Consider the following 21,178-nt stretch of genomic DNA (forward strand, 5'->3'; position numbering starts at 1 on the left):
CCTTACAACACCTGGACGATGAGACATTTCAGATACCGTGTCTCCGGCATGCCGGCGAGCACCGGATGGTCCGGCCCCTGACCGCGTTGTTCCAAGAGGCGGATCTGTCGCTGTGCATCGCGCGCGGCCGACTGGAGCATTTTCCAAAACTCGTCATCGGTTACCGGTTGCGAGCAGGAACAACTCACCAGCACGCCCCCCGGTTGCAAGAGACGAAGGCCCCGCAAATTGACATCTTTGTATCCGGCCAACGCATGGGGCACGGCCTTCTTGCTGCGCGCAAACGCGGGTGGATCGAGAATGACCACATCATACCGTTGCTGGTTCCGTTCAAGCACTCGCAGTTCATCGAAGGCATCGGCCTGCCGGTAGGTGCAGATGGACGCGACGCGATTCTGCTCCGCATGGGCCTGGGCCAAGGCGACCGCTGCCGCACTGACATCCAGCCCCTCGACGGATTGCGCCCCCGCCAGCGCGGCCTGCATACCGAACGCGCCAGTATGACAAAACGCTTCCAACACGCGCTTTCCCTTGGCATAGACCGCCGCCGCCAGCCGATTCTCGCGTTGATCACAAAACCATCCGGTTTTTTGTCCCTCCGCAATGTCGACCGTAAACTGGGCCTTGCCCTCGTGGATGTGTACCGTCGTCGGCCCCTCGCCGCGAAGAAATCCTTTCGACAACGGCAGCCCCTCCAGCGCCCGGCTTTTCGCATCGTTGCGCAAATAGACGGACTTTACGCCCGCCTCCTGCGTCAACACATCACCCAAGAGTTCCTTCCGCACATCCATGCCGTAGCCGAGGGTTTGCATCACCGCTACATCGGCAAAACGGTCCACGACCAGGCCCGGCAAGAGATCACTCTCGCCGTGGACCAGACGGCAGGCATTCGCATGGGGCGTCACGGTGCGACGGAGCGCCGCAGCGGCACGGAGACGCGCGGCAAAAAACGCCTCGTCGACCGGCTCCTCTTGAAAGGTCAGCAGTCGGACGCGGATTTTGGAATGGGGGTTGTACAGGCCTCGCCCCAGGAATCGTTTCCGATGTGTATACACATCGACCAGATCCCCGGGCGCCGGCGTGCCCAGGACCTCGGCAACATTCGTATCGAACACCCACAAGTGACCGTAGTATCGCGGCTGGTCACGCTCGGCAGTAAGCAGAACTTTTGCAGTTGAACCGGTCACAGGTTGAGTCATGGTCATCCGTACATCCAGTAGCTATGAGCATCGCCGCGGCGCAGCGAACGGCACACGAGGGTGCCTGAAACGGCGCGGCGAAGCAACCGGCGCACAATGGTGCCAATGGAGACGCTGCGCTTGACGTTCCCCCACACCTATGGTTTGCTGCGAGAAGCGCAGACAGCGAGCGGTGAGTCACCAGGGAGCGGCTGACATCTATGACCACACATACTATCGGCACCGCAGTGCTCGATCGACTTCACCGGTTGGGCGTCCGCCACATGTTCGGCATTCCCGGCGATTACGTGCTGGGCCTGTACAAACTCATGGAGTCCTCGCCGATTCAACACGTGGCCACGACACGCGAGGATTGCGCCGGCTTTGCCGCCGACGCCTACGCCCGCATCAACGGCATCGGCGCCCTCTGCGTCACCTATTGTGTCGGGGGACTCAACACGGTCAACGCCATTGCCTGCGCCTATGCCGAGCGATCGCCGGTCGTACTCCTGACCGGTTCGCCGGGGCTATCGGAGCGGGCCCGCAACCCCTACCTCCACCACATGGTGCGCGAGTTCTCGACCCAGCGAGAGGTGTTCGAAAAGATGACGGTTGCGGCGGTCAGCCTGGAAGACCCGGTCACGGCGGAGCGTGAAATGGATCGCGCCTTTGCAGCCCTGCTGCGCTATCGGCGCCCGATCTATCTCGAAATTCCCCGCGACATGGTTCATGTGCCGCTGGCGTACACGTCTCACAAGACCAGCACCGTGGACGAACCGACCGACAAGGCCGCCCTGCGTGAAGCCCTGGCCGAAGTCCGCACCATGTTGGAATCGGCCAAACGTCCGGTGATTCTGGCAGGCGCCGAAGTGGGCCGGTTCGGACTGCATGATGAGCTCACCACCCTCGTCGAACGGTTGAATGTGCCGATCGCCTCGACGCTGCTCGGCAAGTCGATCATTCGCGAAGACCATCCCCTGTACGTCGGCGTGTATAGCGGCCTGGTGGCCCGCGATGAAGTGAAGGAGTTCGTCAACCAGACCGATTGTCTCCTGATCCTGGGATCGATTCTGTCAGACGTCGAAGATTTAGATGCCCGCAGCGCCCTCTTCTCAGACGGCCACACCATCCACGCCACGGCGGATCGGGTGGCGATCAAACATCATCGGTATGACTCCATTTTGTTCGAGGATTTCGTCAAGGGCCTGGCCAAGGCGTCCCTGCCCTCCTTTCCTTCGCCGCAGTTGCCGGCGACTTCCAAGCCCGAGGAGCCGATGCCACCCGCCCACGCTGCCGTGAGCTTGCAGGGCGTGTTCCGGCATCTCGACACGGTGCTGCAGGAAAAAACGCTGGTCATCGCCGACGTGGGAGAGTCGCTCTTTGCCTCCGTCGATCTCCACGTCCACCGGCGGTTTGAGTTTCTGTCGCCTGCCTACTACACCTCGATGGGGTTTGCTGTCCCCGCCGCCATCGGGGCCGGGTTTGCCGATCCGTCCCTCCGGCCCATCGTTCTGGTCGGAGACGGGGCCTTTCAGATGACCGGATCGGAACTGGCCACCGCGGTTCGGTATCGGCAGGCTCCTGTGGTCATCGTATTGAATAACCACGGCTATTCCACCGAACGCGAGATCCTGGAAGGCCCGTTCAACGACATTCACGAATGGCGCTACGAGCGGATCTGCGAACTCATCGGCGGAGGACAAGGCTCGCGGGTCGCCACCCACGGGGAATTCGTCGAAACCCTGGGCAAGGCGTTGGCCGACCCCAGCCAGCCCTATGTCATCAATGTCCTACTCGATCCGTCTGACCGTTCCCCGGCCATGATGCGCCTCGCCAGACGCCTGGCCAAACGGCTCTCCACCGACCGTCCCTAGCAGGATGCGGAAAAAGGCCATCCTCATAATCCGTCGTTCGTGAAGCGTCGTTCCTCTCTCGTGAGAGCCCGGTTGCGAATCCTGGGGAGGCCTGTTTCACCCTGATACAGTGCGGGGTTGAGGCCTTTTCCCCCATTGACCCTTCATGGACAAATATGGTCTTCTAGAGGCGGACTTGTCGAATTGTTATTCGTCGGGGAATTCGCCACTATGACGTCCAAGATGCCGGATGGAAAGGCCATGCGAGACGGTCAGATTTTTTCCGCGCGCCTCAACAATGTTGTGACCACAGAACGCGAATTCGATGAGTTGGTCACGAAATCGCTCCCGGAATTGTTGGACCGCGCGACCAGTCAAACCAAGCGCTTCCTCCGTGAAACGAATCAGTGGGGCGACGACATCACCCACGAAAAATTGGCGCTCCGCTGGGGCTATGAGTTGGTGGAACGGTTTGTGGTGTTCGGTCGCACCGAAGTCCCCTGCCGCCCCTTCTTCCTGCTGGACAGCTTGATCGCAAAGTCGTTCAGTCAACCGGATCCCTTGTGTTACCACAAGGAACTGCTGACCCCGGTGGGACGGTTTCTCGATGGCCTGGCGTCGCGCGCCGTCGTCAGCCGCGATGCGTTGATCGCCCTCTTTTACCACTTCTACGGGTTCAGCCAGGCCCATGTGGTGAAGCTCTTGGGCTTTGGACAGGCCGAAAGCCAGCGGGTCTACAAGAACTTCGAACGGTGGCGGCAATCGGGATGGCAGCGCACGATGAACGAAACCGGTCTGACCGGATCGGAAATCGAGGTGCTCGAGGAAGAACTGCGCACCAGACCCGACCACCTGAACAATGAAGTCGACCGGCTGATGCCGGTATTGCAGTCTCATTATCGAAAAAGCGAACCGGAGCATTATCCCTGCTTGTCGGAACAGAAGTGGGGACAACTCTTTCATGATGACTACGGCCACGACTACCGCGTGTGGCACTTGGCCTTTTGCCGCGACTGCTTCCTTGAGGTGGCGGATCGCCGGCAGGCCGAGCTGAGCAGCGGGTCGAAGCCGCAGGTCAATTTGCATATACATCCGCTGAAAAAGGGAGGCGTCTTGGCTCTCTTCGGCGGCGATCGGGGAGGACGGCAACATGGACACACCAGAGCTCAACGATTATCGCGCACATCTGCTTGACGCCCTGGATGATCAACCGCGACGCGCGGCTGAGGAACGCCCTGGATTTCTCCAGGTGCTGGTCAACCACGAGCGCGTCGGCTCGCTCAACTGTACACAGCCCAACCCCACTTTCGCCTACACGATCAAGGATCGCAGCATTCAGCACCTTGAAATCCGGAGCGAGTCCGGAGTGCTGCTCGGTGGATGCGTCGCTCCGGAAGCAGGCCAGAGAAGCTTGCGTCTGCCGGTCGGAAAAGGCAGCCTGATCCTCAACATCCAAAACCACTTCGACGGCGGCTCGCTCCAGTTGCGCTACGAAGTCGCTCCAGGGTGGTGGTCGCATGTCGTCTCCGCCATCGGACTGCCGACCGGCACGGCCTCTACCGCCGCGCCGATCGTCCCGGTGTGGACCATGGCCACCACGTTCGCCCAGGTCGTGCTCGCGGTGGGGGTCGTCGCGTTGTTGGCTGAGCGGGTCCCCAATTGGTTGGGCTCCGAAGACCGCGCCCACCAGCTGGAGGAAGAGTTGGCGGCGCGGCAATCGACGCAGGATCAGATCGACCAAGTGCACCGGCAACTGGCCCAGCTGGTCGAGGCCCAGTCGACAGCCATGGCCGTATCCCGCGCGGAACAGGACCGGATCGCGCAATTGAATACGCTCGTGGACACCGTCGCGCATACGCAGCAAAAGCTGAGCTCTCAAGTCGTGGCCGTTCAAGAAGATCTCAAAACCGTCAAAACCGATGTGGCCCAGGAAGTCCAGACCGGCATGCGCGTGGCGGTAAGTGCGGTCGAGGCGGATCGTGACATGGTGCGGCAGGATCTACAGTCGATCAAGTCGGTCAACGAAACACTAATCAAGCAAGTGGCCCTGCTGGAGAGCCGCAATCGCGAACTGCATGCCCGGTTGGCGCTGACATCGCTGGAAGTCGCCAAAGCCAACGCCGCCGCCCCCAAGCCCACGGTCGTGGCGAAGAATGATCCGCCGAAGGACACGCCGGTGCCGACCGCAGTGCCGACTGCCGTGCCGGTCTCGGACGCGCTTCGCGAAGCGGATCGGCAGGCCTTCATGTTCTGGGTTGCATTCCAGGACGGCACCACCGAAAAAAGCATCGAGGATCTGGTTCAGGAAATTAACGGCATCAAAAAAGGCCCGATGAAGTCCGGCTGGTATTCCGTCGAAGTGAATCTGCCGAATCCTGAACCGCCGGACCGGTTTCTGGAGTCCGTGAAGCGAGCCAAGATCGTGAAGTCGGTCGTCACCAGCAAAGCGATGCCTCCGGCTCAGTAGCAGCGATCTCCTCTCAGCGCATTCACCCACTCGGCACGGTCGGTGTCCGCCTCGAACGGTGGAACCAGTCCCTACCCGTGCCGGGTATTTGCTGACCAGTATCCGCTCCAAACCCTGCACTGGAGGGACCATGTCCGATTTTCATCAGAACGGTCTAGTGACCGTCTTGCACCGCCTCGGCGCATCCAATCTCGATCAACTCGAAAAGGAACTGGAACGACATGCGGCGACGAACCCGATCGCCCTGGTCTTGCCTTCGCTTTATTCCGAGCTAGAGAACCCCGCGCTCAAACACATCGTCGAAGTCCTGAAGGACATCCGGTACGTCAACGAAATCGTCATTTCGCTGGATCGCGCCTCAGCCCTGGAGTTCCGCCTGGCCAAACAGTTTTTCTCCGTGCTGCCCCAACGGGTGCGAATCGTCTGGAACGACGGAACCGGCATTCAAGACATCCTCAAACTGCTGGCCCACGCCGAACTCGACACCGGATTGCAGGGCAAAGGCCGGGGCTGCTGGATGGCCTTCGGCTACGTCCTAGCCCGGGGCCAGAGCAATGTCATCGCGCTGCACGACTGCGACATTCTCAGCTACAATCGGGAGTACCTCGCCAGACTCTGCTACCCGATCGTCAACCCCAATCTCGGTTACGAATTCTGCAAGGGCTATTACAGCCGGGTGACGAATCGCCTGCACGGCCGGGTGACACGCCTGTATTTCACGCCGCTGATTCGAAGCCTCCAGCAGGTAGCCGGCGCCCATCCGTTGCTGACCTTCCTCGACAGCTTTCGCTACCCGCTCGCGGGAGAATTTGCCATGGTGCGCGATCTGGCCTGGATCAACCGAGTGCCCGGCGATTGGGGACTGGAAGTCGGCGTCCTCTCCGAAATCTATCGCAACTGCGCGCTCAGGCGAATCTGCCAAGCCGATATCGCCGACGCCTACGAACACAAGCACCAAGGCTTGTCGGCGGACAATGCCGAACAGGGACTGCAGAAAATGTGTGTGGACATCACCAAGTCACTGTTCCGGAACCTGGCTAGCGAAGGTGTGGTGCTGTCGGAAGGCGTGCTCAAAACCTTACGCGCGACCTATCTGCAGTCTGCGCAGGAAGCTATCACGCGGTATCAGAACGATGCTGCGATCAACAGCCTGCAGTTCGATCGACACGCGGAGCGGATGGCCGTGGAAGTGTTCTTGAAGGGCATGAAGATCGCCACGGAGGCGTTTCTCGAAGACCCGCTCGGGGTCCCGATGATCTCAAACTGGAGTCGGGTCACCGGCGCCATCCCGGATATTTTCGAACGGTTGACCAGCGCCGTCGAGCGAGACCACGAATGGGACCCGGTCGGGGATCGGGTGTAGCGACTGGGGAAACCCTAAAGAAGCTTTCGCACACAACTGAGGGGTGGCTCCCCTCGGCGGCTCTCATCTTCGTGTTCAGGTTGCTGGGAGCGTACAACAGCACCTACCATTACTACCCTTTCGCCTTCTGCGCGAATACCGTGGCATCACAAGCGATGTACTTAATCTGCTTCATCGGCACGATGATGACTTCTTTGGCCGTATCCACTTCGAGTACTTCCATATCCTCACTGATCGTGTGACGGATCGCCTCCTTCACCATCAGCTCCTGATTATCGGCAAACACGACTTTCACCCAATATTGCACGAGACGCGCTCCTTGTTAGAGATGATGGTTTTCCGCCTTGCCCAATTCCTGTGATCGCTGCGTGGCCGCTTCAACGGCAGACATCAACGTCGCCCGCAACCGTCCCTGCTCCAGTCGAGACAATCCGACGATCGTCGTCCCGCCGGGCGAGGCCACCCGGTCCTTCAACACAGCCGGATGCTCCCCCTGTTCCAGCACCATGCGGGCCGCTCCCGCCACGGTGTGCGCCGCCAACTGTTGCGCAGTGCCCCTAGGCAATCCCGACAACACCCCCCCGTCGGCAAGGGCCTCGATCATGGCGAAGACATAGGCCGGGCCGCTTCCACTCAGACCGGTGACGGCATCCATCAACCGCTCCTCCACCACCACAACGGTGCCGACCGATTCGAACAACTGCTCGGCAGCCTGACGATCCGCCGCTGACAAGCCCGCCGCCAGGCTCATCGCCGTCACGCCCACCCCGATGGCGGATGGCGTATTGGGCATGGTACGGACCAGTCTGGTGGTACCCACGAGCCTGTCCTGAATGCGGGATAAGGGGTACCCGGCCGCGACCGAGATCACCAGCGGATGCGACTCGAGGGAGGGCCCGAGTTCCGCGAGCACGTCGTCAAGCACTTGCGGCTCGACACAGAGCACCACGATCTCCGCCCCCCGGACTGCCGCCTGATTGTCGTCCGTCACGGCCACGCCGAAGTTGCGGCCCAACAGTTCCCGTCTGGAAACCAGCGGATCGCTGACAGTCAGACGCTCAGGCCCGGTCAGGCCTTTTCGCAACAGGCCCGCCAGCAAGGCCTCGGCCATGTTGCCGCCGCCGACAAATCCGATCTGTCGTCCAGTCAACATGGCGCGATTATACGGACGGCCCTCCAGCCGGCGCAACTTGCAACCGCCGAACGGGGTTGTTATAGAGTGACCAATAGCGTTGCGATCCTCGACCTCCAGCAGATCGGAGCCGACATGAGATGCATCCTCTCGCTTGTCATCCTCGGGGTACTGCTCCTGCCCAGCGAACCAAGCTGGGCTCGCCGGGACGCCTTAACCGCCGAGCAGAAGAGTCAAATGGAACGGATCGATCGCGTGTTGATCACCGTGCTGGCCCTCTCGGATAAAGGCCCCATCGAGCCAGGCCCGCTCGTCGACGTGGTCGCCGCGCGCATGAAAGAGTTCGACTACACGCCGGTGACGGATGCCGCTCAACCTTATGATGCCGAGCTCAAGATCAAGTGCGAGCAGAAAAAGACGTGGGAGGGCAGCACGACCATGGGCAGTGATGCCGATCTCCCCGACTCGCCCTCGCGCATCTGGAAAGGACCGGCCTGCCAACTGGGCTATCTGCTCAACGGCAAGAAAATGGCCTGGCGGAAGGAAGTCCGAACGGACTTCGACGATGCCCAGGCAGCCGCGACGCTGGCCAAAGCCGTAGATCCAACCGCGTTCACCATGGCCAAGTTGCAGGCCCGCCTGGAAGACTACGATTTCCCCGCCCTCATCACCGCAGAGTGGGGGCAGGAGGCACGGCTGTTTCGACTCTATGATGATCCCAAAACTCCCGTCGCGCGCAAGGTCAAGCTGGTGTCCCTGTTCGGCGAGCTCTTCTCCGTCAAAGCCATTCCGCGTCTCCTGGACGGCTTGAACGGGACTGACCGCAGTATTGCAAAAGCCTCGGCCTTGGCACTGGGCAATATCGGGCAGAAAGAGACGATCCCGGTGCTGATCAAGACGATGAAGAACGGCGCGCCGGATTTACGGGCACCCGCGGCAAAGGCCTTGGGTATCGTCGGAGCGCTCCACGGTGATTTCACCATTGTGGATCCATTGCTCGAAACCTTGAACACCGATGATATCGCGGTAAAGACTGAGGTGGCGTGGGCGCTGGGAAAGTTACCGGACATGAAGTCTTATGAGCCACTGTTCGCCCTTCAGAAGTCACTCTACAAGGTCCACGAAAACGACCCCGATCCGAACCTGGTGAAGTTAAAGGAAGCCGTCAATTGGAGCATCAAGCAAATCGACACGTGGGAACACGTACAGTAGGCGCGACCACGACGACGGCTTGGGATCGGGGTCTCATCCCCGCTCGGGTCTTGGCGACGCTCCTCCTAGTCACTGTCGTGGGCACGGGGCAGGCGCAAGTCCTGGGGGAAGAGGCGGAACTCGACCGCTTACGAGCCAAAGCGGAAGAGGCGATGGGCAATGACGACGCAGAAGGTGCGGCGATGAGCATGGGCCGCGCGGCCTTGATGGCGGCCCAACTGGCCAAACGCCAAACCGAGGCCGGGCTGCAACACACCTTCAAGACTGCGGAACATTTGTACCGCTCGCAGGAACATGGTTATCGCGCCATCGCCCTGTTCAGGCGGGCCGGCGGGGAACTCCCGGCCTCGGCAGGCGTCTGCGGGAGCCTTCAGCTTGCGCGGCTCGAACTACAGCATGCGCAAGAGGGCCTCAGTCAGGCGATTCCAGCTCCTGCCGCGAAATCAGACGCGGCTCGTCTGGGGACTGTTCGTCAGACAACGGACGATTGGACAACCCTGTTGGAATCGATGCAGTGGGACTTTCGCTGCCCAAGCTAGCAAGCCGTTGAAAAGCGCGGCCGGCTTCGTTCTCGCATCGCTCCGAGGCTCGACCTCGCGAACACCTGCAGATTTTATTTCTCCATCGGCTCGACACTTCACTCACAAGGTTTGCCAACAAACCGTCTGTCTGCAGGCTGTGCAAGCAGACCGTCCGGCAAGGCCGCGGCAATGCGAGGAGGCGAGGCCACATTGTTCTTACCCACCCACCCCGAGCTTGCCGCGACAAGCTCTTTTCCCGTGTGCGGTACGTTGAGCCTCGGAGCGATGCGAGATCGCCGCCGGTGGCCTGTTACTGCATTCCGCACCGGCTAGTCGTCTTCGGGATTCACGATATGCAACCCAGCCGGGCGACAGGCGGCCAGAAGCTGCTTATCCGCGCTGACGACCGTGAGGCGAAGCGGCTTCAACTCCAACGCGAGGGCCAGATGCAAGAGCTGCGGAGAACGCAGGGCCGGGTAGTCGAGAATCAGTTCCCTTGCCGCCAGATAGGTCTCCATCGTCGGGGAAATGAACTGAAAGAGTCCTTGCGCGGCTTCCATCTCGAACTTGTAGAGAACGGAATAACAATCATCCCGCGTGATTTCTCCCTGCTGCGCGCGAACGGACAACACCGAGTACAGCTCCGTCACACTCCACATGGGAAGAATCGCCACCTTCCCGCGCTTCACCATGAGCTTGTTGACGACCCGCGTGCCGCGCTCCATGCTGTAGCGTTTCACCAGCGCCGTCGAGTCGAAATAGTAATACGGCATCCTAGACCCTCCCCTTCAAGAGACTCTCTGCCAGCGGCGACTGGAGCTTGGAAAGGCGATCCTGTAACTCATCCAGCGGCAGTTCCTCATAGTAGCCCTGTTTGCGGAAAATACTGACCAGGTCGCTCTTGAGCACCTGTTGCGTATCGGCGGCCAATCGCTCGCGCAGACGCTTCTTCATCGCCTGGCTCGACAACCGGCGTCCGCCGTTGGCTTGTTCCCCCGCCTTCCGGGTTCCTGTTTTACGCATCCCCTCTCCTCTCTCCTGTGGTTAATGCACCGCCGTCATCGACCGAGGGGCGATGCCCCCGTCTCCTTCGGACAACCGGACGGCGCTGCGGCCGCAACCGGAAGATCCGTTTCTCCATAGACATGCGCAGCCACGGAGCGGGCCAGCTCCGCGGAAAACTCCTGCTGCATGACGCGCACGGCCTTCGCCGTAGCCTCGCGTTCCGTCACATGCCCTTCTTTGCCGCCTCTCGACACAGCCCCGATCACACGATGCGTCGCCGTTTCTTCGATCACGGCATCCGTGCACCAGCGAACATACCGGAAGTGGGGATCGTGGACTTCAATCGGCCACAGCCGCACGGTGCCCTTGATCAACAACTCCACCGGCGTGGTACCGGAGGCGGCGCCATGTCCAGCAACGGAAAATCCCTCCTGCGCGAGGCCCTCGATGAGTGCGCGTTCGAGCGGTTCCGCCTGTTCACCGGAAACCTCCACCGCCATCCCGTACTGGGTGGAGAGAAACTGCTCCAATTCAGCGGTCAGCTCGGCCACTCGATAGGCAGCTGGACTCCCCTGCCCGGTCGATCGAATGGTGCGAAGATCGGTGTTGTAGGCTTCGCGCAGGACCAGATTCTTGGCGGCCCGTTTGAGATTACGCACTCGCGAGAGTTTATCCTGGGTGTGACTCGCTTCGGTGACCTGGGTTTGAATCGTGCGATCGAGCTCCGCGAGGCGTTCCACCATCGCCGATTCCGCCTGCGCCCGGTTCATGCCTGCCAGAGCATAGTACTGTCGCGCCTTTTGGTCAAACCAGGTATCGAGAATCTGGACATTCTCCAACACCTTATCCGTCGTCACCCTGGTCACGTTATCCAACGTGAGGCGGCGCTCGGTGTTGGTCTGCCCGCGAGATTCCACGACCAGGTACGATTCCCAATCCTTGGCCTGGGCCGTAATCTCCGCTTTAAAAATCCGGGAGACCGCCGCATAGGCTTGTTCCGTGGCTTGCGGCCGGGAATCGGCCTGCCCGACACCGACCAGATACTGCGAGGCAGGATATTGTGCGCTGTTCCCATCGATCCAGGCGGGACGGGCCGGTCCACCCATCCACCCGCATCCGGCACAGAGAACGAGCACGATGGCCAGGCCGGCCCCGCTGCTCCGCTTCATGAGGAAAGTCAGCCACGACCTCATAACATCACCCGCTGGATCAGGAAGACTGTTTCTCCCGCTCGAAGCATCAAGGGACGGGAGGTGCCCGTCTGCGCGGCCCCGCCGCCTCGCATCACAGCCTGGATCCGGCTTTCATACTCGCCGGGCGGCGCCCACAGGCGGGAAATCTGAATCTCATCGGGCAACGTGCGCCAGCTCCTCGTATCCGCGGCCTCGGAAGCCACCGCCAGGCCATGCGCGAGGACTCCTACCAGCAACCCGACCCAGGGCGCGTCACCTTTGTTGACCGCATGTTGTGATCCACGCGTCGCGGCTTCGGCAGCGGCAAATTTCACCGCCGCCCGCGCGAGGGCCTTGGTCGTAATCCCAGGCATGCGGTCGGACAGGGCCCGCTCCGCCAACGCCGTGCCGTTGTAGACCAACTCGGATGTTGCGGAGATAGGCGCTCCTTCCTTGGGCGCCAGACTGACGGACTCCTGCATCACATGTGTCTTCTGAGGCACCAACCTGGGCAAGGCCACCCGCACGACACGACCGTTCAGGCCGTACAACACACTGTCCGCCGCTCGACGCTCCTGGCGATTCGACGCATGCACGACCCCGCGGTTCAACAAGACCAACTGCAGCGCGCTCAGACTGATCGGGATATCAAGAAACGCTTCTTCTTTGCGCGGCGCGCGGCCATTATAGCTGATCACCACCACCTGGGCGAGATTCGATTGGTCCCCTCGCGGCACCCAATGCGTCTCGGGAAATTGACGCCGGTACTCTTCAAATTCGGCTGTCATATGGAGCGCATCGGTCGTCCGTAGCAAGTCGGCGCGCAGCATCGGCGGCATCGGCGTGCGCGACCAGCCTTGGGTCGCCTCATAAATCTCGTAGGCCTTGCGATAGGCGATAAACGCATTGTTCAGATCGCCCGTCGACTCGTACAACACCCCGGTCAAATAGCGGGCAAAGGCGTCTTCGCGATAGCCGTCTTTTTCCTTTGCGCTGTCCGACAACACATTCAGTCGATGATCGATCTGCCGCGCTTCGACGACGGCCTCCGTCAGCTGCCCCATCGCCGCATAGTTCAGCGCCTTCACGACGTTGATCATCACATGTTCGTACGGGTCGCCTTCAAAGGGCAGCATGTTGTCGTTCGTCAGAAACGCGGCGGTCTCGGTCCGGATACTTCTCGTGTACAGCCGTTCGACCTCCACCGCCGCCTGTTCCAGCAGACTGTTGCTCTGTACGTAGTCGCCGGCGAGATGCAACGTCATGCCCCGGTCCATGCTGTAGAGCAGTCGATTGCGCTGTCCATATTCAGACTCCGCCTGCGCCATGATGGCATCAGCCCGACGAGGATCGTGCGCCGCAAGACTTTGGTCGATGAGAAGGTAATGGTTTTCCGCGAGGCCGCAGCCGGATACCAGCCACAGCAGGGCCCAGCAGAGTACCGAAACGCAGGGGGATGAAATGAAACGGCCTCCCCGAAGGGAGGCCGTGCTCGATGGAGGATGAGGTCTCAACAGTCTACGTCAGGCTAGAAAATGGTGCGTTTCTTTTCAACCACTTTCTTGATTTTCTTCTGTCCGAACCAGGACTTGACATTGTTTTCCAGATCCACCATTTCCAGATCGACCTGGTAGAAGACCGCTTTGGCTCCGTCCTGTTCGTCGAGAATCGTCGCGATACTCCCCCGCATCATGTAGTCTGCGCCGATTTCCTTGCCGGGCGCCTTTTGCGTATCTTCACGGGCATGCACAGCCTGTTCGCGCCGTTCCTCGCGAACTTCCTCCCGTTCGCCTTTCCCGGCGACAAAGGTCACTTTCTGCGAGTTGGTCAGCTCACGCTCCAGATCATTCACAAAGGTCTGCACATTGATATGCTCATGGCTCTTATTCAGCACCGTCCCCACGATGACGACCGGCTGCCGGTTCTTCCCCTTGGTGAAGTTCCCGAGCCAGGGATTCGCCAACGCTTCCTTGACCATGGCCTCGGCCACCATTTGGGAGTCCGTATCGTTCCAGCGCCCGCTGAGATCGGTCACCACGCCGGTATCGACGCGCGTCACTCTGGTTTCATGTCCGCAGCCACCGGCCGCCACGGCGACCCCGGCCAGCACCACGGCTGCGACTCTCCGTGCCACTCCCCTCCCACGCCTCTCGATCATGCGCTCTCCTCCTGGACAACAGGCCTCGCCCCTGCGAAGACAGCTACTGGTTGGCGCGCTTGTCTTCTTCCTTTTCCAGACGGTCGAACAACCGGTCGGCATTCTTCCGCACAAAATCGCGGACCTGGCTGTTCAGCTCCTTCGCCTGCTCCAGATTGTTTTTCATGTCTTCGAGGCTGAGCTTGGTCAGCACGTAATAGGTACCGGACTTTTCATCCTTGTAGCGATCCATCGGCTTGACGCCGTTCAGCGTGACCGCTGAGAACGTTTTCACGGCCCGTTCGATATTCTGTTCTTCACTGTTGCGGGAAAAATCGCCGGCGGTCGTAGAAGCCGCATAGTCCCGCATGAGATAGGCGGTGTAGGTTTCGAAGGTCTTGGCGATTTCTGCGCGGCTGCGATTCTCGGCGGTGTCCCAGGCAAGCGGTTCATTCCGCACGCCGACGACCGAGCCGACGCCATAGAACGACTTGTCGCTTTTTTCGTTGAACGCGCCGGAGCCTTTCTTGACCCAGTTCGGAGGCCCACCGCAGGCCGTCAGCCCGATGAGGAGTACGAGCGCCAGCGCGCTCCCGGTGAACTTCGACAAAGCCCCCTCTGCTCTGCTCATACGAATCCTCCTTGGTGTGACACCTGTAAGAGCTGATGGCTCGATGCTGCGCGGCAAGCTGGTGGAAGATCGACGTGTGTGCGTCACGAGATGACGAGAGACAATTGCGCGAAAAAACGAGGTTAGGCTAACATGCACCCCCAAGACTGTCAACGCGGAAGCAGTCTTTCGGTTGACGGTATTGCCCGCAACACGATCACGACACCCCGCATGCCACAAAGGAGATACCACAGATGGCTGACGTGCAGATTGAAGACGGTATTATTCGGGTCGTCCAACTTGATATTCAGGATCCCAAAGCCGCCGCCGTGCTCGCGGAATACCCGCAGGTCCGGTGGCCGGAAATTACACGACGCGCATTGAAGATCGGACTGGGCTACCTGAAAGGCGGAGGGAAGGACTAAGGAGCGGGTTTCTCACCGGGAGCAGCGTCACCCTGAACGGCACGGAGGGCGCGTTCGCTTTGTCCGCCCAACTCCAGGTAGCGGCGGAACGCATCGACGGATTTCTGCGGCTCGTTGAGGTGGTCGGCATAGAGGGTGCCGAGCGAAAAATAGACGTCCGTGTAAGCGGGATTCACGGCCAACGCCTGCTGCATGGCCTGCTCGGCTTCCTTCGGCTGGCCTTTCTTCTCAAGCACCATTCCCAATGAGTAGTGCGAGTCGGGATTCTGCGGCGCGTGCTGGACTGCGGCGCGCGCCGCCGCCAACGATTCATCCAGGTCGGGCAACACCTCCAACCGGATGTAACTCTTCAGCACGTAGGCATCGCCGAAGGACGGATCGTAGGTAATCGCGCGGTTGAGCCGTTCCAGCGCTTCTTCTGCCGACTTCTGCTGCTGGAGCAGCGCAAACGCCTGCTCATATTGCACGCGGGCTTCTTTCATCCGATCCGCTTCGGTGCTCGGTTCCTTCCCGAGTGAAAACGCTTCTTTCCGCCCCTCCACCAGGATGACATCACCATCCCCTTCAAGTTGAACGAACTGCGGATGTTGCGCGCCTTTGGTCTCGCGCTCGACATCCTGTCTCACTTGGGTCGCAAGTTCACTCGCCATGACCCAACCGTTCTTGTTGAGGTCGGCTGCCCCCTTCAATCCGGCTACCAGAGCCGTGACAAACGGGCTCTGTCCGGATCCGTGCGCCACCGTTTCTTCTTTCTCGGCGGCGGTGATCACCTGAACGGAACGTTTTTCCGTATCGTCTTCCGGCGACAAGCGGCCTTCCAACGAGAGGGGCTGCGGCGCGGTGACATCCCAGCCGCGAAGGTTGGCATCGAACAGCAGGAGCACATGTTTGGATGCGGACCTCCGGCTGAACTCTTTGAATTGATCCAGGGTAATCGCTTTCCCAGGATTGTTGACCTGTGCATCCCAGGGCACCACATAGCCGAGATCTTTCGATTGCGCATCCTGGGTCACCCCGGCATGACCGGAAAAAAAGATCACGACCCGATCCTGTCGTCCGACCTTGCGAGGCAGATAGTCGTTCAGAATCTGCAGGAGCCTTCTCGAACTTGCCTCCTTGTCCTGCAATTCGATGACTTCGTCGAAGCCGAGTTCGCGCAACGCGGCCGCGACCGCATGGGCGCTTTCAAGAGCCCCGGGCAGCTTTGGCGCAACGAGGTAGTTTTCGATACCGACCACGACGGCCCAGGACTTGTAATAGAGGCCTTCCGGCTTTCCGACCTGCGCGTGGGCAATGGAGAGCATCCCAACCGCTCCAGCGGCGCACATAGCCACGAGACATACGAACTTCCGACGAAGATGGGGGAATGTGGACGAGCTCATGAAGGGGTTAATCCAGTGAGGTGCAACGCGATCAGCGTACCCTCGTCTCCTCCTGACTGTCAAGAAAGGAGGCGTGCTCCGGCCTTGCGCCATGCGGTCTTCGCCTGCGTCGACGATCGGCTCACAGAAGCGCTGAGGGTTGCAGTTCCCTCGTCCCATCCGCATAATGCCGTACAGAATACAGCCGCGCGCCGAAGCGGCCCGCGATTTGTGGAGGTGATGAGACCCATGAGCGACAAAATCGATACGCTACTCAAAGAAGGACGCGTGATTCAGCCGTCCGCCCGGACCAAAGCGGCGGCACATATTCCCGATTACGACCAGGCGTACAAGGCCTCCATCGCCGACCCGGAAGCCTTCTGGGGCGGGGTGGCCAAGGAGTTGGATTGGTTTACCCCCTGGACTCGGGTGCTGGAGTGGAACTACCCCTGGGCCAAGTGGTTCGTCGGCGCGACCTGCAACATCGCCTACAACTGTCTCGACCGCCATGCCAATAGCTGGCGACGGAACAAAGTCGCCATCATCTGGGTCGGCGAGAACGGAGAGGAACGCATCTTTACGTACGGCGAACTCTTGCGCCAGGTCAACCGTTGCGCCAATGCGCTCAAGGCACTCGGCTTGAAACAAGGTGACCGTGTCACCATCTACCTCCCCAAAATTCCCGAACAAGTCGTCGCCATGCTCGCCTGCGCACGCATCGGCGTCATTCACAGCGTGGTGTATTCCGGGTTCAGCGCTCCGGCCCTGGCAAGCCGCATCCAGGATGCCGAAGCACGGCTGGTCATTACCGCTGATGTCGGCTACGACCGCGGGAAAACAATTCCGCTCAAGCCCGTGGTGGACGCGGCCGTGCAATCCTGTCCCTCCGTAGAAAAGGTCGTGGTCGTGCGCCGGGATGCCCTCGGCGTCGCCCTCACCGCGCCGAAAGAAATCGATTGGACCGATTGGCTGAAGGAGCAGAGCGCCGTCTGCGCGGCGGAACCGTTGGACGCTGAAACTCCACTCTATATTCTGTATACCTCCGGCACGACCGGCAAACCCAAGGGGGTCGTGCATGTGCACGGCGGTTACATGGTGGGCACCTATATCACCACGAAGTATGTGTTCGACCTGAAGGAGGACGACGTCTATTTCTGCGTCGCCGATCCGGGCTGGGTCACGGGACACAGTTACATCGTGTACGGCCCCTTGTTGAACGGCGCCACGATCCTGATGGCCGAAGGGAAGCCCGACTATCCGAATCCCGGTCGCTGGTGGGATCTTATCGCCCGGTACGGCGTCTCCATTTTCTACACCACACCGACCGCCGTGCGGTTGCTGATGAAATACGGAGAGGACTGGCCGAAGAAATACGACCTGTCCACCCTGCGCGTGCTCGGTAGCGTCGGCGAGCCGATCAACCCGGAAGCCTGGGAATGGTTCTATCGTGTCACCGGCAGCGATAAACCCATCATGGACACCTGGTGGCAAACCGAAACCGGGGCCATTCTGGTGACACCGCTCCCATCCGTGCCGCTCAAACCCGGCTCCGCCACGAGGCCGTTTTTGGGAATCGAAGCCGACGTGGTGGACAAAGAAGGGCACAGCCTGCCCAGCAATGCCGGCGGATTCGCCGTCATCAAGAAACCTTGGCCGGCTATGATGCGGACGATCTACAAAGATCCCGATCGCTACAAGGTCTACTGGAATACCATCCCCAATTGTTATACGGCCGGCGACGTCTGCCGCAAGGACCAGGACGGCTACATGTGGTTCATGGGCCGGGCCGACGACGTGATCAAAGTGGCGGGTAACCGCATCGGCACGGCGGAGGTCGAAAGCGCGCTGGTCAGTCACGAGGCGGTGGCCGAAGCGGCGGTCATCGGCAAGCCGCATCGCACCGCCGGAGAAGCGATCAAGGCCTTCGTCATCTTGAAGCAGGGCTATCAGGATTCGAAAGAGCTGATTCAATCGCTCAAAGACCATGTATTGAAGGAACTCGGTAAAATCGCGGTGCCGCAGGAAATCGATATTGTGCCGTCACTTCCGAAGACACGATCCGGAAAGATCATGCGGCGGGTGCTGAAGGCGAAGGAGTTGGGACAAGACGTGGGGGACATCTCCACCATCGAAGACTAAGCGAATTCACATTCAGTCGAACAAGATCGTTCACTGTCTGCATGGAGGCCGGTCATGCATAGACACTGCTCTCGTCGATCTATTCTCTGTTGGACGGTTGTCGGACTCTTGCTGCTCGGAAGCGGAACAGGCCTGAGTGTGGCCGGGGAAAGCGGAACGGGGTCGACCAACATCGCGCTTCACACCAAACCGGGGGCCAGGGGGAAAAACCAGAAGGCAGCCTCCGCCCCAGCCAAGGGATCAGCCCCACAATTTGCATCGGCGGAAACGGCGGCCAAGGCTCCGGTCTGTTTCGGTGAAGCGCCGAAAATCCATTCGGTGAAACCGGACGAGGGCAAGCCGGGCGACACCGTGACCCTCTTCGGGAAAGGTTTCGGCCCGGCCGCTTGTCTGCGCTCGCTCTCGTTCGGTCCCGGCTATCCCGCGACGTTCACCTTCGTCAATGATACGCAGATCACCGCCGTCGTGCCGAAGGGCCGACGAAAAGGGATGGCCATGATGACCCTCACCACAGCCTCGGGAGAAGATTCGAAAGGGTTTCTGGTGAAATAGACCGGAGAGTCTTCGTGACCGGAACCGCGACGGGAACAGTTACAACAATCCCCGACGCTGCAGATAGTCCTTATCGATGACCGGGGTTGGTTTTGGAGGGAGCAGGCCGCGCTCCTGTAAGAGCCGTTCGACGTACTTGCCGATCAGGTCCGATTCCAGGTTGACCTGGTCCCCTACCTGCTTCAGTCCGAGTGTCGTGACCTTCGCGGTGTGGGGAATAATGGCCACCACAAACGAGCGGTCGGTTACGTCGTTGATCGTCAGGCTGATGCCGTCCACCGTGATCGATCCCTTGCCGACACAGAGTCGCAACACATCCTTCGGTGCCTCGATCTCCAGAATCACCGCATTACCGTCCTGATGCCGGCTCCGAATCACGCCGACCCCGTCGACATGGCCGGAGACCATGTGGCCGCCGATGCGCTCGTTCAGTTTCATGGCACGCTCGAGATTCACCGGGGAACCGGACGTGAGACTGCCGAGCGTCGTGATGTTGAGCGTTTCCGGCGACACGTCAACCGAGAAGTCGTGATCGGTGCGAGCGACCGCCGTGAGGCAGACACCGTTCACACTGACACTGGCGCCGATCGTGAGATCGCCCATCACGGTCGAAGCAATAATCGTCAGGCGCGTGCCCGCCAAACTCCGATTCAGCACCGACACCGCGCCCATCTCTTCCACAATGCCGCTGAACATGCGCTAGGCTCCCTTGTGAGTCTTTAAGAGATACAGACAGAATCCCACCAACCCGATGCCCCCCACCACCGCGATCCCGCGCTGCAACGTTTCGATAAAGTCCGTATCCATCTTTCCCTGCTTCCCTGTTAATGAATCGTCGTCATCCCGAAAAAAGCGGCGGCATTATACCACTACCGCGTGAGCGATCTCATCGTCGCCCAAAACGCGACAGCCGCGAGGATCTGGATCCCGGCGATCACCGCAAATGCCCCTTGATAGCTGGCGTGGGCAATCAAAAACCCGGCCAGGAGTGGGCCGCTGGCATGGCCGATATCCATGACCGTCCCCTGCATACCCATGCCCGCTCCCAGCCGTTTGAACTCTGAACTATCGGCCACCAGGGCGGCGGATGAGGAGGAGACCACCGCCTCCCCGAATCCAAACCCCGAGGACAGCAGCAGCATCACCGCGAACGATTCGACGTGGGGCATCGTGATGAAGGTCGTGGAGCAAATGACCAAACCGAGCACGATCAACGGCTGCCGTCCGATCCGGTCCGACACACGCCCCATCACAGGCTTCGAGAAAAACGACGTGAAGGCCTGCACGCTGAACAGCAGACCGACTTCACCGGCGTTCAGCCCGATGGAAAGGCCATAGAGCGGAAGGAACGCCATGAGCGCGCCATTGGCGATCATCTTGGCCGCGTCGGTGGAACTGGTGATCAGCACTTTCCGGTTGCGGGCCACCGCGAGAAAGCCCTTCCCCATTTCCGTGATGACCGGAGCCAGCCCCTTCTCACGCACGCGAGGAGGCGGCTCGTCCAGATGAAGGCTGAAGAAGATCAGAATGGCGATGCACCCGAAGATTCCGGCGGTGACAAAGGCGGTGGGAAACCCGGCCGCATGGGCCAGCCACCCCCCGAGAAACGGCCCCAGGAGCGACCCGGACTGGGTGCAGGCGGTATAGGTTCCCAACGCGGCCCCTCGCCGCTCCTTATAGAGATCGGCCACGGTCGCCAGGGCGCTGGGGGCAAAGATGGCCGTCGCCAGGCCATGCACGAATCGTAAGGCCGTCAGCGCATTGAGGTCGGAAATGAACGGATAGATGAACGGCGGCAATCCGAACGCCACCACGCCGATACGCAGCAGCATCTTTCTCCCGTAAATATCGGACAGTGCGCCAGAAGGCAACTTCAGCAACACCCCGGTGATCGTGGATACGGAGACGATCAAGCCGATCCGCTCCGGTCCCGCACCGAGCGACTCGGCAAAGAGCGACAACACCGGCATACGTACGAGGTTGTAACTGATGAAACAAAACACGCCGAGGGTACAGAGGTAGAAAAAGCTTCGGGAGGTGGTCATCACGAT

Annotated in this window: 21 protein-coding genes; 9 read left to right on the top strand and 12 right to left on the bottom strand. The window is 60.4% G+C overall.

Features of this window, described 5'->3' with window-relative positions:
* Window positions 1–2: 2 nt before the first annotated feature.
* A complete protein-coding gene (locus KJA79_RS19235) occupies window positions 3–1,199 on the bottom strand; it encodes a class I SAM-dependent rRNA methyltransferase (RefSeq protein ID WP_213043713.1) in 1,197 nt (398 codons plus the stop codon).
* Between the two features lie 200 nt (window positions 1,200–1,399).
* Between KJA79_RS19235 and KJA79_RS19240 the strand changes: the two genes are divergently transcribed.
* The 4 genes from KJA79_RS19240 (at window position 1,400) to KJA79_RS19255 (ending at window position 6,861) form a co-directional block, all read left to right on the top strand.
* Entirely contained in the window at window positions 1,400–3,052 is a 1,653-nt protein-coding gene (locus tag KJA79_RS19240) for an alpha-keto acid decarboxylase family protein (protein WP_213043714.1), read from the top strand.
* Window positions 3,053–3,262: 210 nt separating this feature from the next.
* A complete protein-coding gene (locus KJA79_RS19245; protein WP_213043715.1) occupies window positions 3,263–4,225 on the top strand; it encodes a hypothetical protein in 963 nt (320 codons plus the stop codon).
* Window positions 4,182–5,498 (top strand): hypothetical protein, encoded by a 1,317-nt coding sequence (locus KJA79_RS19250; RefSeq protein WP_213043716.1) that lies wholly within the window; start codon window positions 4,182–4,184, stop codon window positions 5,496–5,498. The genes KJA79_RS19245 and KJA79_RS19250 overlap by 44 nt, the downstream gene beginning before the upstream one ends.
* A 130-nt stretch (window positions 5,499–5,628) precedes the next feature.
* Window positions 5,629–6,861 (top strand): glycosyltransferase family protein, encoded by a 1,233-nt coding sequence (locus tag KJA79_RS19255; protein WP_213043717.1) that lies wholly within the window; start codon window positions 5,629–5,631, stop codon window positions 6,859–6,861.
* A 112-nt stretch (window positions 6,862–6,973) separates the two neighbouring features.
* Here KJA79_RS19255 and KJA79_RS19260 read toward each other — a convergent pair whose 3' ends face one another.
* Window positions 6,974–7,168, bottom strand: coding sequence for a cupin domain-containing protein (locus KJA79_RS19260; protein ID WP_213043871.1), 195 nt, complete (start codon window positions 7,166–7,168; stop codon window positions 6,974–6,976).
* A 15-nt stretch (window positions 7,169–7,183) separates the two neighbouring features.
* Complete coding sequence (gene proC / locus KJA79_RS19265; RefSeq protein ID WP_213043718.1) at window positions 7,184–8,014, bottom strand: pyrroline-5-carboxylate reductase; 831 nt, start codon at window positions 8,012–8,014, stop codon at window positions 7,184–7,186.
* A gap of 114 nt (window positions 8,015–8,128) precedes the next feature.
* Here proC and KJA79_RS19270 point away from each other — a divergent pair, with 114 nt between their 5' ends.
* Together KJA79_RS19270 and KJA79_RS19275 are read left to right on the top strand one after the other, a co-directional pair.
* Window positions 8,129–9,205, top strand: a complete 1,077-nt coding sequence (locus tag KJA79_RS19270) for a HEAT repeat domain-containing protein (RefSeq protein ID WP_213043719.1) — start codon at window positions 8,129–8,131, stop codon at window positions 9,203–9,205.
* The gene (locus KJA79_RS19275) at window positions 9,187–9,744 is read left to right on the top strand and encodes a hypothetical protein (RefSeq protein ID WP_213043720.1); all 558 of its coding nucleotides are present in this window, start codon (window positions 9,187–9,189) and stop codon (window positions 9,742–9,744) included. The genes KJA79_RS19270 and KJA79_RS19275 overlap by 19 nt, the downstream gene beginning before the upstream one ends.
* Window positions 9,745–10,055: 311 nt before the next feature.
* On the opposite strand, the gene KJA79_RS19280 is transcribed toward KJA79_RS19275, so the two are convergent.
* From KJA79_RS19280 to KJA79_RS19305, 6 genes are all read right to left on the bottom strand, one after another.
* Window positions 10,056–10,499 (bottom strand): type II toxin-antitoxin system VapC family toxin, encoded by a 444-nt coding sequence (locus KJA79_RS19280; protein ID WP_213043721.1) that lies wholly within the window; start codon window positions 10,497–10,499, stop codon window positions 10,056–10,058.
* A gap of 1 nt (window position 10,500) precedes the next feature.
* Window positions 10,501–10,749 carry a hypothetical protein gene (locus tag KJA79_RS19285; protein ID WP_213043722.1) on the bottom strand — a complete coding sequence of 83 codons (249 nt, stop codon included), beginning with the start codon at window positions 10,747–10,749 and terminating at the stop codon, window positions 10,501–10,503.
* 35 nt (window positions 10,750–10,784) lie between these two features.
* On the bottom strand, window positions 10,785–11,900 hold the full coding sequence (locus tag KJA79_RS19290) for an LPP20 family lipoprotein (protein ID WP_213043723.1): 1,116 nt from the start codon (window positions 11,898–11,900) through the stop codon (window positions 10,785–10,787).
* A gap of 20 nt (window positions 11,901–11,920) precedes the next feature.
* Window positions 11,921–13,231 (bottom strand): COG3014 family protein, encoded by a 1,311-nt coding sequence (locus KJA79_RS19295; protein WP_213043724.1) that lies wholly within the window; start codon window positions 13,229–13,231, stop codon window positions 11,921–11,923.
* A gap of 200 nt (window positions 13,232–13,431) precedes the next feature.
* Window positions 13,432–14,061, bottom strand: coding sequence for a penicillin-binding protein activator LpoB (locus KJA79_RS19300; protein WP_213043725.1), 630 nt, complete (start codon window positions 14,059–14,061; stop codon window positions 13,432–13,434).
* A 43-nt stretch (window positions 14,062–14,104) separates the two neighbouring features.
* Window positions 14,105–14,671, bottom strand: coding sequence for a hypothetical protein (locus KJA79_RS19305; protein ID WP_213043726.1), 567 nt, complete (start codon window positions 14,669–14,671; stop codon window positions 14,105–14,107).
* Window positions 14,672–14,904: 233 nt separating this feature from the next.
* Between KJA79_RS19305 and KJA79_RS19310 the strand changes: the two genes are divergently transcribed.
* Entirely contained in the window at window positions 14,905–15,075 is a 171-nt protein-coding gene (locus KJA79_RS19310; protein WP_213043727.1) for a hypothetical protein, read from the top strand.
* Here the strand turns inward: KJA79_RS19310 and KJA79_RS19315 are convergent.
* Complete coding sequence (locus tag KJA79_RS19315) at window positions 15,072–16,379, bottom strand: caspase family protein (protein ID WP_213043728.1); 1,308 nt, start codon at window positions 16,377–16,379, stop codon at window positions 15,072–15,074. The genes KJA79_RS19310 and KJA79_RS19315 overlap by 4 nt on opposite strands.
* Window positions 16,380–16,685: 306 nt before the next feature.
* Here KJA79_RS19315 and acs point away from each other — a divergent pair, with 306 nt between their 5' ends.
* Together acs and KJA79_RS19325 are read left to right on the top strand one after the other, a co-directional pair.
* Window positions 16,686–18,575 carry an acetate--CoA ligase gene (acs, locus tag KJA79_RS19320; protein WP_213043729.1) on the top strand — a complete coding sequence of 630 codons (1,890 nt, stop codon included), beginning with the start codon at window positions 16,686–16,688 and terminating at the stop codon, window positions 18,573–18,575.
* A 54-nt stretch (window positions 18,576–18,629) separates the two neighbouring features.
* A complete protein-coding gene (locus tag KJA79_RS19325) occupies window positions 18,630–19,127 on the top strand; it encodes an IPT/TIG domain-containing protein (protein WP_213043730.1) in 498 nt (165 codons plus the stop codon).
* A 39-nt stretch (window positions 19,128–19,166) separates the two neighbouring features.
* On the opposite strand, the gene KJA79_RS19330 is transcribed toward KJA79_RS19325, so the two are convergent.
* Together KJA79_RS19330 and KJA79_RS19335 are read right to left on the bottom strand one after the other, a co-directional pair.
* Entirely contained in the window at window positions 19,167–19,823 is a 657-nt protein-coding gene (locus KJA79_RS19330) for a riboflavin synthase (RefSeq protein WP_213043731.1), read from the bottom strand.
* A 173-nt stretch (window positions 19,824–19,996) separates the two neighbouring features.
* Complete coding sequence (locus tag KJA79_RS19335; protein WP_213043732.1) at window positions 19,997–21,172, bottom strand: MFS transporter; 1,176 nt, start codon at window positions 21,170–21,172, stop codon at window positions 19,997–19,999.
* Window positions 21,173–21,178: the final 6 nt, after the last annotated feature.

Origin of the sequence: Nitrospira defluvii (assembly GCF_905220995.1) — a bacterium.
GTDB classification, from domain to species: domain Bacteria; phylum Nitrospirota; class Nitrospiria; order Nitrospirales; family Nitrospiraceae; genus Nitrospira_A; species Nitrospira_A defluvii_C.